Origin of the sequence: Thermoanaerobacterium sp. RBIITD, assembly GCF_900205865.1 — a bacterium.
GTDB lineage: Bacteria > Bacillota > Thermoanaerobacteria > Thermoanaerobacterales > Thermoanaerobacteraceae > Thermoanaerobacterium.
This window is the reverse complement of the sequence record NZ_LT906662.1, coordinates 1,109,417-1,122,482: the sequence shown is the minus strand read 5'-3', so window position 1 is coordinate 1,122,482 and position 13,066 is coordinate 1,109,417. Positions and strand designations below refer to the sequence as shown.

General features: G+C 33.5%; 4 protein-coding genes. All 4 read left to right on the top strand.

Translation table 11 applies throughout. The features are described from left to right. The first annotated feature begins 113 nt into the window (after nt 1-113). Nucleotides 114-1,742, top strand: a complete 1,629-nt coding sequence (locus CPG45_RS05165) for an S-layer homology domain-containing protein (protein ID WP_172856483.1) — start codon at nt 114-116, stop codon at nt 1,740-1,742. A gap of 195 nt (nt 1,743-1,937) precedes the next feature. Next, nucleotides 1,938-3,989 carry a cohesin domain-containing protein gene (locus tag CPG45_RS05160; protein ID WP_096230933.1) on the top strand — a complete coding sequence of 684 codons (2,052 nt, stop codon included), beginning with the start codon at nt 1,938-1,940 and terminating at the stop codon, nt 3,987-3,989. Nucleotides 3,990-4,198: 209 nt separating this feature from the next. Next, the gene (locus tag CPG45_RS05155) at nt 4,199-8,602 is read left to right on the top strand and encodes a 5'-nucleotidase C-terminal domain-containing protein (protein ID WP_157732337.1); all 4,404 of its coding nucleotides are present in this window, start codon (nt 4,199-4,201) and stop codon (nt 8,600-8,602) included. Between the two features lie 90 nt (nt 8,603-8,692). Then, the gene (locus tag CPG45_RS05150; RefSeq protein WP_096230932.1) at nt 8,693-13,051 is read left to right on the top strand and encodes a phosphodiester glycosidase family protein; all 4,359 of its coding nucleotides are present in this window, start codon (nt 8,693-8,695) and stop codon (nt 13,049-13,051) included. Nucleotides 13,052-13,066 lie beyond the last annotated feature (15 nt).

The window sequence follows — 13,066 nt, the reverse complement described above, 5'->3', positions numbered from 1 at the left end:
ACAAACATATAACAAAGACTTTATATTAATTTAACAATTATATATTAGAATAAAATTCAGCATATTTTTTTATTTAAATGAATTTTAACAATAAAAAGAAAGGGAGATTGTGGATGAGAAGATTTACAATATTATTAGGAATACTTTTAAGTATTTTAGTAATCATTCCAATTAATGCGATGGCAGATGATAATCCTAATTTTTCTGTTTTGGGTCCAACAAATGTTACAAGGGGCAATACATTTACAATAACAATCAGTGGAAGTAATATCAAAAATTTATATGGCTTTGAAACTGTCCTCAACTTTGATTCGGACAAGCTTGACATAGTTTCATATAAATCCGGATTATCAAATAGTTTTGAGCTGAATAAAACTGGCGATAATAAAATTACATATGCTAGTACAAAACTGGGTAATGCAGATATGGTAAATGGCAATCTTGATTTAGTAACATTTACATTTAAAGCAAAATCAAGTGGCACAGCAAAGATAAGCTTAAATACTGTAAAAATAGCGGACAAGGATGCAAAATCAAATATATATACAGTTAATAAGGATGTTAATATTGTTATATCTGAAAGTGGAACAGGCAATAGCTCAGGTCAGAAACCTACAGAACCTCAGCTGAGTGAATTAGGAAATGTAAGTGTACAAAATGGAAAGGCTACATTAACAGTAGATGTTAATAAGATTAATGATGCAATAAACTCAGATGCAAATACAATTAATATTGATTTAAGCACAATTAATAATGCATCTGAAAAATCAGTGTCAATTCCTGTAGACTCAATTAAAAACGCTATTGCGAAGGGAAAAGATTTAATAATAAAAACTGAAGATGCAAACATTAAACTCGATGCAAATGCATTAAATTTAAGCAGTGTATCTGGAAATTTAGAAATCTCGATTAAAAATGCTGGGAAAGAATCTTCATTAAATGGTATGTCACCTGTTTCAAATACTCTTGATATAAATGTTAAATCAGGAAATACTGATGTTAGTGTAAATAAGGGTGTTACAATAACAATTAAAGCGAATAGCATTAATGACTATCGTAAAGTAGGTATATATTATTACAATGAAAGTGCAGGAAAGTGGGAATATATAGGTGGTAAAGCAGATAAAGTCAATGGTACAGTTACTTTTAATGCGGCTCATTTTTCAAAGTATGCTGCATTTGAATACAATAAAGTTTTCAAAGATGTTTCAAATAGCCATTGGGCAAAGGATGTAATTGGGGTAATTGCAGCAAAGCATATTATAGAAGGTATAGATAACGAAAATTATGCACCGGATAGAAATATTACAAGAGCTCAGTTTGCATCAATGATGGTAAGAATGCTTGGCATAAATGAAGTGACATATAAAGGTGGCTTTGCCGATGTAAAAGGCGATGCATGGTATGCAAATGCTATACAGGCAGCATATGATAAAGGAATTATAGAAGGCGACGGCAAAAATATGAATCCAGATAAAAATATAACAAGAGAAGAAATGGCTGCAATAATAATGAGAGTATATGAAAAGATGAGCGGTTATAAAGAAGAAAATCTAAGTAAAACTTCTTTTAATGATGATAACATTATAAGTGATTGGGCAAAAATAGTCGTTGCAAATGCATCAAAAACAGGTTTGATGACTGGTGAATCTGGTAATCTATTTGCACCAAAGAGTAATGCGACAAGAGCAGAAGCCGCAGCCGTATTATATAGAATATTAGAGAAGACAAATAACATGTAAATAAAGAATGTATTTTAAGGCTTAATTTATTGATGCTTTTGCTATTATGGTATATTGAGACAAATTTACATAAATTTAACGTTATTTTAATACAAGCTTAACTTAAAATTGATAAAATATAAATGGTAGTATTAATAAAATTTACTAAATATGTAAACAGATACTACCATTAATAAATAAAAGGAGGAAGGGGACATGGCAAAGATAACAAAAAAATTGATGAGCATTTTTATCGTGGCAGCGATAGTACTTGGCTTAATAAATGCGCATATACCGACTGCAAATGCTCAAGAGACAGGCATGTGGGTAACTGGTGATTTTCATAACCATACATTTTTGACAGATGGAAGTTATAAAGAGATGGATGTGTTACAACATGCTTTTGATCAATATGGACTTGATTGGTTTGCAAATTCAGAACATGGAGGTAAATTTTCACGTGATGAAAATGGACAGACAATACCGGCTGAGTGGCGCTGGGTATCTCTAAAAGACAGATCATATCCAATAATAAGTGTAGCAAGGTCAGTATATTATCCAAACAAGCTTATAATTCAGGGCCTTGAGTGGAATGTTCCGACACATGAACATGCAAGTGTAGGAATAGTATCTAATGAACCAACATCAATAAGTGATTTTGAATACATGTTTGACCAAAAGGATACTGATACAAGCAGAAGTGTCTATGGAATGGAAAAGCATAATGTTACACATCTTGACGCGGTTGCTGCTGTAAAATGGCTTGAGGATAATTACAAGGATTCAAGCTATTTTATCATAAACCATCCTTCAAGAGCATTAAAATATACAATAGCAGATATAAGGGATTTTAATAATGCAGCACCAGATGTAGCAATTGGTATGGAAGGATTCCCTGGACATCAAAGAGCAAGTAATAGAGGCGAGTATGGCAGTACAGATCCACGGGCAACGACATATGGTGGAGCAGACTATATGATTGCAAAAGTTGGTGGATTATGGGATGCTCTTCTTGGCGAAGGTCGTCATTTTTGGATTTTTGTAAATTCAGATTTTCATTCAATTAGCAGTGATTTTTGGCCAGGAGAGTATTCAAAGACGTATACATATATACAAAATAAAGATTACAAATCATTAATTGTAGGTTTGCGTTCTGGCAATAGCTTCATTGTAAATGGCGATTTAATAAATGCACTTGATTTTAAAGCAAGCAATGGAAGCGAATATGTAGGAATGGGACAAACATTACAAGTAAATAAAGGTGGAAATGTTGAAGTAACAATTAGATTTAAAAGCCCTGAAAAAAATAATAACGGAGATCCTGTAAGCGTAGATCATGTTGATTTGATTGCAGGTGATGTGACAGGAAAGGTAGAGCCTGGCACAGCAGATTATAATAAAGACACAAATTCTACGACTAAAGTAATTGCGAGATTTGATAAAAGTCAATGGACACAAGATGCAGAAGGATATAATGTAATAAAATATACGCTAAATAATGTTAATAATAGCAAATATTTGAGATTAAGAGGTACTAATCTCGGATTAAATGTGCCGAATGAAACAGATGCGGATGGAAATCCTCTTGATGATAAATTAATGGGAGCGAATGATGCGACAAAAGCATACAAAGATTTATGGTTCTATTCAAATCCTGTATTTGTAAATGTAAATGATCAGAGTAACAATACACCATCAATGACAATAAATGGACCAGATAAAGTTAACAAGGGTGATGAATTTACAGTTTCAGTTGGCATAAAAGATGTTACAAAAACTGTTTATGCACAGGATATAACAATTCACTATGATCAAAATATGTTTGAATTTAATAGCCTTGATCAAACAAATAGCAATCTTGTATATATACCAGATACAAAACCTGGTGTGGTTAGAGTTTTACTTGCCAGCAAAGGACTTCAGAATGCCATAAATAGTGATACGCAATTGTTTAATTTAAAATTTACAGCAAAGACATTTGGCAGCGGAAATATCACAATAAGTGATGCGACACTTGCAGATGGTGATGGACATGAATTCCCCGCACAAACAGCTATTAAAGGTATAACAATAAGCGGTAATGCCTATGATTTAAATAATGATGGAAGTATAAGTGTTGGTGACCTTGGAATTGTAGCAAAATATTATGGACTTAATGACAAGAGTCCAAACTGGAATGAAGCGAAGGTTGCGGATGTTAATAATGATAACTCTGTAGGCCTTGAGGACTTAATAATAATTGCGAACAAGATATTAGAAAAGAAGTAATATTGATATAAAAGTTGATATAAAAGTGAAATTTGCAGTGTAATATTATACCCGGAGGGTTATATTCTTCTGGGTATTTATTTACATTAAATTAACACGTACGTTATGTTTAATAAAATGTGGTTTATTATTTATAGAAAATAATTTTATGGAGGTAAATCTGTATTTATATGAAAATAAAAAAATTTATTACAATAGGAGGAGAGAGTATGAAGGTAAGAAAAATTACTGCGTATGTCTTAGCAGCATTGATGTTTTTTAGCATGTTTACAGGCATTAATGTTGACAAGGCTTTTGCAGATGATAGTGTTATTACAATAGCACAGGCAAGAGCTGCTGCAGATGGTGTAACAGTTACGACAGAAGGTAAGGTATCCGCAGTTATTGATGGTAGCGCCTGGATACAGGATGGAAATGCAGGTATTCGCTTATATAATGGTAATATAACAAGTGTACAACCAGGTCAGGATATTCAAGTAACAGGTAAAGTTTCAAGCTATAAGAATGATAAGGAAATAACAGTAAGTAACTTTACATATTTACAAACAAATAAATTTCCCGCAGTTACACCTATTGAAGTTACATTAGATCAAATTTCACAGCATCAAGGACAGTTAATTAAGGTTAAGAATGCATGGATAACAGGAGATTATAATTCTGGTTCTGGTGGTGTTTATATTACAACTGATGGCACAAATAGTGCAATTGTATATGCACAAGCTGGTGCTTCATTAAAAACATATCTTCAAGGTCTAACAAAAGGTCAAAATAGTAAATATGATATTGTTGCAATAAGTTCATGTTTTAATGATAAATTAGAATTATTGCCAATAGATGAAAGCAGTATTACACCTTCACAACCAAGCCAGCAAAATTCTAAAACATTTGATTTTATAGAAGTAACAGATTTTCACGGAAATCTTCAGGCAGATGCAAAATTAAGCGATGGTACAGCTATAAAACAGCAAAGAGGCGCAGTGCTTGCAAAACAAATAAAGGATATAAAAACAGCTAACCCTAATACGGTTATATTATCAGGCGGTGATATGTTCCAGGGAACACCGCTTTCAAATGTACTTTATGGACAACCTGTTATAGATATGTTGAAAAGTATCGGCTTTGACGCGATGGCACTTGGAAACCATGAATATGATTGGGGCCTTGACAAAGTAATAGATACACAGAATGCTACACTTAAAAATTCATCAATACCAGTATTGGCAGCTAATGTATATGACAAAACAACTGGTAGTCCAGTAAGTTATACAAAACCATATGTAATGATTGAAAAAGATGGGGTCAAAATAGGCATTATCGGTATTGTTGACAATAAAGAATTTCCTAATATAATCCTACCAGCATTTGTAAAAGATGTAGATTTTAAAGACCCTGCACCTATAGTAAATAACCTCGCGCTTAAGTTAAGACAACAGGGTGCACAAATAGTCGTTGTTCTCGCACATATGGGAGCATTTACAAACAATGGTACAACAACGGGAAACCTCGTAGACTTTGCAAATCAAGTACATGGTGTTGATGCAATATTCGGTGGGCATACACATAGTAAAGTTACAACAAAAATAAACAACATTCCTGTTGGAATCGCGATGAGTTCTGGATATGGATTTATAGATTTGAAAATAACATTAAATCCTGATGGAACAGTTACAACAGGTGATATGACATGGAATGATGATTATAATCTATATAATACTGCGAACCCAGTTGTAGACCCTGATGTACAGGCAATTGTAGATAAAGCAAATCAGGAAGTTGGACAGAAATTTAGTGAAGTTATAGGAACAGCAGATGTTGACTTAACAAGAAATCAAAGTTCAAGTCCATATGGCGATTCAGCACTTGGTAATTGGACATCAGAAGTTGTTAAAGACGCAGTTTATGCTGATTTCGGTTTTGGAAATAATGGTGGATTAAGAATAGATGTTCCAAAAGGTGATATAACACTTGGGACAATGTATACCTTAATGCCATTTGACAATACGATAGTTACACTCAGCATGACAGGTTCACAGATTAAAACAGTTCTTGAACAGGCAGTACAGGATGGTGGAAAAGGCATACAGGTAGCAGGACTAAAATTTAAATATGATCCATCTAAACCATCAATGCAAAGAGTATTTGATATGAAAAAATCTGATGGTACTCCTATTGATATGAATACAAAATATCTTGTTGCGACAAATAACTTCATGGGTACAGGTGGAGATAAATTCGATGAATTTAAAGATCCAGCCGTAGCATCAAGTTATGTCGATACACAGAAGCTTGTAAGAGATGCTTTTGTTGAGGCAATAAAAGCAGCACATCATATTACAGCAAGCACGGATGGAAGAATAGCACCGGCTACGATGCCTGTATCAAACGGTACAACAGTGACCGTTCTTGCAACATCAGACTTACACGGAAACTTGGTACCTTGGGATTACAGCAGTGCAAAATCAGCAAATCAAGGTCTTGCAAAAGTAGCTACATATGTAAATCAGGTAAGGTCTCAAAATCCGAATGTAGTATTAGTTGATAATGGCGACACAATACAGGGAACCCCCCTCTCATACTACTACGATAAAATAGATACAACCACAGAATATCCAATGGCAAAAGCAATGGGTGCTATGAAATATGATACATGGACACTTGGAAACCACGAGTACAACTACGGCTTTGATGTATTAAATCGAGTTATAAAAGATATGCAGAAAGAAAATATACATGTATTATCAGCAAATACTTATAAAGATGATGGAACAAACTTTGTAGAGCCGTATTACATTAAGACAATTACAACACCACAAGGTGATGTTAAAGTAGGCATACTTGGTCTTACAACAAAGACAATACCGTCATGGGAAGACAAGGCACATTATGCAGGGCTGAACTTCAATGACCTTGTAGAAGAAGCAAACAAATGGGTACCGAAGGTAAGAGCCGCGGGTGCAGATATAGTAGTTGTTGCAATGCATTCAGGCGAAGAATCTGCATCAGATACAATACCAGAAAACCAGGTAAAGGCAGTAGCGACTGGCGTGAATGGTATTGACGCAATCATAGCAGGACATACACATGCGGTTATACAGCAGGATACCTACAAAAACCCAGCTGGACAAAATGTTATAGTAACCGAGCCAGGCAAATGGGGTCAATATGTATCGCAAATAGACTTCAATATCTCGAAAGATTCAAACGGTAAATGGGTAATAGACAATAAGACAAGTAAAGCCGTAAAAATGGATGATTCAATACAAGCAGATCCAACAATAATGCAGCTTGCAGAATCTTATCAAGATGCAACATTAAAATACATAGGGACAAAGATAGGTGTGGCATCTGGCGATTTTCTTGGAACAGATCAATTAACAAAAGAGACAGCTTTGATGGACCTTATAAACAAAGTTCAGAAATACTATGCAAAGACTGACCTTTCAATTGCAGCACCACTTAGCAGTTCAGCGCAGATACTAAAAGGCGATGTAACAATACAGGATATGATGAGAGTCTATGTATATGAAAACTACTTATATGGAATAAAGATGACAGGTAAGCAATTGAAGGATTGGATGGAATGGTCAGTAAGGTATTATCAGCAGGTAAAATCACCACAAGATCCAATAACAAAGGACAAGACATTGAATATACCAGATTATAATCTCGACCAGTTATATGGTGCATCATATACAATAGATTTAACACAGCCAGCAGGAAGCAGAATAAAAAATCTATCTGTTAATGGCAAACCTGTCAAAGACAGTGACGTATTTACCGTTGCTATTAATAACTACAGGTTTAATGGTGGCGGTGGATTCATGAAAGCAGCAGGAATAACAAATCCAGAAGTAGTCTTTGATTCAGCAAAAGCATATGGTGATGATGGACAGGTTAGAAATTTAATGACAAAGTACATTCAAGAAAAAGGCACAATAGATCCAACAGTTGACAACTACTGGACGATATCTGAAACTCCCGTATCTACTTCAGGCTTAAGCACTGTAATGACAGGGCCTACATCAGTAAATAAAGATAGTGATTTTACTGTTTCAGTCGCCTTAGCAGGCGTTTCACAGGCTGTATATGCACAGGATTTTACAATGAACTATGATGCAAATATGTTTGACTTTAATGGGCTCGATAATGTCAACGAAAATGTAGCACAGTACGTTTATGCAAAACCCGGAAGTATCCGCATATTCTTAGTAAGTAAAGGCGGAGGGAATGCAATTACAAAAGATTCACACTTGTTTGACCTTAAATTCAGAGCAAAATGGACAGCTGGCAATAGTGATATTTCGATAAGCAAAGCAGTTATGGCAGATGACGGCAAAAATGAATTTGAAGCTTTAGCCTCTAAAGTTACAGTCAATGTTTCAATGGGATATGACTTAAATAATGATGGAGAAATAAGTTTTGGCGATCTTGGTGTTATTGCTAAATATTATGGTTTAACTAAAGATAGTGCAAAATGGAATGAAGCACAAATTGCTGATTTAAATAATGATGGAACTATTGGTCTTGAGGACCTTGTGATTTTAGCAAGACAAATTCATAATCAAAATGTATCGGTAAACCAGATGTTAGCAGATTTCAAGAAAATTGCATAGATAATTATTGAAATAATAAAAAATAAATAATCGGGTATTGCTTAACTTAAAAAATTAAGTAATATCCGAAAATTATGGAGGGGAGCATTTGTGAAAAGAATAAACATAATTCATATTCGTAAATATATTGCAGCATTGATTACAGTTTTGATTATATTTTCATCTGCGACACCGATATTTGCTTCATTAATTGATGGATATAACGAGAAAGTTTTAACAAATGAGAATATTGCTATTGGAACAAATTATACTGAAATGGCATTAAGTAATAGAAACGGTTCAAATCAGCGTATAAATATTGTTACAGCAGATCTCAACAATTCAGGCGTTGATATAATAACTTCGAAACCTAAGGATTTAGGTGTAGCTCTTGAACCATTGTCACAGCAAATTAGAAGAGAAGAATTTAAGGGAAATAATGTTATAGCCGGTATAAATGCCGATATGTTTGATATGTACCTTGGCGATAGTATGGGAATGCAAATAAAAGATGGTTCAATTATTTCTGCACCTTTAAACACAAGTTATCCTATGTTTGGAATTGATAGTTCGAAAAATCCTTTTATAGATAAAGTTACATCTAACTCAATATTGACAGTAATAGATTCTGTATATGAAAGTGTATATGGTAAAGAAGCACCTTTAGATACGATAAATATTGATGGTATAAATAGAACAATTGATGCATATAGTAATGGAATTTTAATCATAACACCTCAGTATAAGGCGACAGGTCAGGCAGTAACAAGCAAAAAAGCAGCACTTACAGTTATTAAAGGAATTAAATCTCCCATAGTTCCCGGAAACATTTATGAAGGTATTGTAGAATCTGTCGGATACGGTATAAATAGTGTGGATATTCCACAAGATGGTATAGTACTTGCAAGTACAGGTTCTAAAGCAGATTGGGTCAAAGACCATATTAAAAGTGGCGATAAGATAAGATTTTCTATCGATATAAATAGAAATAACATAAAAGAAGCATTATCAGGTTACTTATTATTTGTTAAAAATGGGCATCCATTAAGTGTAGATGAGATGAAAGCCGAAGGAGCATCAGATGCATTAATAAATAGCATAAAACCAAGAACCGCAATAGGTATCACAAGTGATAAAAAAGTCATTGCAGTAACAGTTGATGGTGGCCAGCCATCATATGGTATAAGTGACGGTGTAACACTAACCCAGATGGCGCAAATAATGGCAAATTTAGGAGCAGTACAAGCATTAAGTCTTGATGGCGGCGGTTCTACCGAAATGATGGTTAAAAGATTTGGAGATAGTGATGTTAGTATTGTTAATAGGCCTTCTGATGGTAGTGAGAGGGCTATAACAAATGCACTTTTATTCGTAAGTAAGGCGCCTACAACTGGTATTGTAGGAAATATTAGAGTAGATAGCAATATTACAATATATAAAAATTCAAAATATCAATTTAAAGTAAAAGCTACAGACACTAATTCTAATCCTATAGACCTGTCGAATAGAAAAGTTATATGGACATCAGATAATAAAATTGGAAATATCGATTCTAACGGGTTATTTACTGCAGGCAATAGTAGTGCAGAAGGCATTGTTACAGCAACAATTGATAATGTCTCTGGCAGTGCGAATGTAAAAGTAATTGATAGTGTATATTCAATTAATTTAACAGATAGTGGTGTTGTCACGATAGATAATGGTAAAACGAGGCAATTCAATATAGTAGCGGCAACTGCTGATGGTACGCCTATTGTTATTGATAATAGTGCTGCTACATGGAGTGTAGACGGAAATATTGGCAGCATTGATGCAAATGGACTATTTACAGCAAGTAATTCACAAGGCGAAGGTTCTATTACGGCAACATTAGATGGTAAAAGTGTATCTGTAAAAGTAGTTGTAGGCCGAAAAGAAATGATGATTGATGATTTTGAACATAATGATAATGCGAGATATAAACCTATATCGGGATATGTCGGTGGTGAAGGTGAAATATCCGATGAAGAAGCAAAGAGCGGTAAATATAGCTATAAGATATCATATGACTATGATAAAAACTGGACGAGAAAGTATAATGGAACTATAAATTTTATTCCTTCATATGTTGATAAAAATGGCAATGATATAAAAAATAACTATATTACTAATATAAGACCTAAAAAATTCGGAATGTGGGTATATGGAGACGGGCATGCTCCATGGCTTCGAGTAATCCTTGTTGATGGAAATGGACAAAAGCGTACATATGATTTAGCGTCGCGAATTAACTGGACTGGATGGAAATACGTAGATGTTTCAATTCCACAAGATGTGCCACTTCCATTATCTTTATATTATGTCTATATGGTTGAGACAGATAAAAGTCTGCACTATAAGGGAACAGTGTATTTTGATGATATAAGATTTGTATATACTGACGATGAGGATTTACAAGGGCCGACATTTTCAAATCCATCACCATCAAATAATATAGTATACAGTAAAGATGTAGAATTATCAGTAAATATATCTGACGATAAATCAGGTGTCGATAAAAATAGTATTAATGCTAAACTTGATGGAAATATTGTTAATGTAAATTATGATGAAACGACTGGAAAAGCTGTATATTTTGCAAAAGACTTAAGTGAAGGGAAACATACTTTTGAAGTAGATGCTAAAGATTTAGCAGGAAATTATGCAAATCCTCCATTTACAAAGACATTTACGGTAAACTTACAACAAGATAATGAACCACCTATTATATCAAATATATTACCAATAAATGGAAGTATTGTAAATACTCCAACACCAAGGATATCAGTAAATATTAGAGATATTCAATCAGGCGTAGATGTAAAAGACATTGAAATAATATTAGATGGGAAAAAAGTAACACCATATTACGATGAATCATCAGGTATTGCATATATAATACCAGATCAATTATCGCCAGGACAGCATACTGTTATTGCAAGCGCATATGATAAAGCCGGAAATAAATCGGAAACATTGATAAAAGTAAAAGATGTCGCACAAGATATAGGTGCATCACTTTCATGGGATGGAGCAGCAAGAAAGCTGACAGTTGCTAAGGACGATATTAATTTAGTGTTGACAATAGATAGCAATATAGCTTTATTAAATGGAAATAGTATTGCATTGAAGATACCTGTAACGCTAATTGATAGTACGACGTATGCTCCATTAAGTATTTTAAAACAAGCTTTCTTCAAATATTTTAATGATGAATTAAATGAAAAATATCCTGATGGTTTAAAATCAACATTTACTGTTGAACCTATTGCAGTACCAAAAGATCCGAATAATTTCTCGTTTTCGGTGACATCTGATACACATGCGACAGACTATACAAATTATTTCTTTAATATGATTAATAATGATGGATCAAATTTTGTAATACAAAATGGGGATTTAGTTGATAATGATTTGCCTGAGCAATGGTCAAAAGCAAATGACCAGCTAAAATTAATAGATAAACCTATATTCTTCTCACCGGGAAATCATGAGGCATTTAAAGGAAATCTTAATAATTTTATAAATTATTATGGATTACCGACATATAGCTTCGAATATGGAAATTCATTATTTATATCATTAAATAGTGCATTAGGCCAAAGTATAAGTGCATCAGACCCTACTCAATTTGACTATTTAAAAAGAGTTCTTGAAAAAAACAATAAAAAGAATGTGTTTATATATACACATGTTCTTACAAGAGATAATTTTGGAACACAGCACCAAATGCTTAAATCAGATGCTGACGAATTAGAAAGTATTTTAAGCGATTATAAAAAATCAAATCCTGATAAAAATATTAATGTCATATTCGGACATATACATTCAGTACAAAGCTGGGACTTAAATGGAGTAACATATACTGTATCAGGTGATGAAGCTGGTAAACAATATGTAAAACCAGAAGATGGCGGAATATTAGCTTATACCAAGTTTAATGTAAGTGGCGACAAAGTATCACATGAGTTTATACCACTTGTAAAGAATGTATCTATCAAAGATAACTCACTTAAAGATGGTATTTTAGAACTCCCACTTGGTGCGACGAAAAAATTAAATTTAGTTGGAGATTTTTCGATTCTATATTCAGACTATATAATATCATTAAGTAATTTTAAGGATATATCAGCAAAGTGGAGTTCAGATAAACCTGACATAGTATCTGTATCAAGTGACGGAATAATAACAGCAAATAAACCTGGGACAGCTTATATTAATGTCGATGTTTCTGGAAAAAGTTACGCTATAAAAGTCGATGTACCAAAAGTAAAGGAAGATTTAAATGGGGATGGGAAAATATCAATAGGTGATATAGGAATACTGGCAAGGGATTATGGAAAAGACAGTAAAAGCCCGGATTGGGATAAAATAAATTTCGAAGATTTAAATAATGATGGCAGTATAGATATCGACGATCTTGTGACTGTAGCTAAACTTATTTTAAACTAGAATCAAAAACAATAT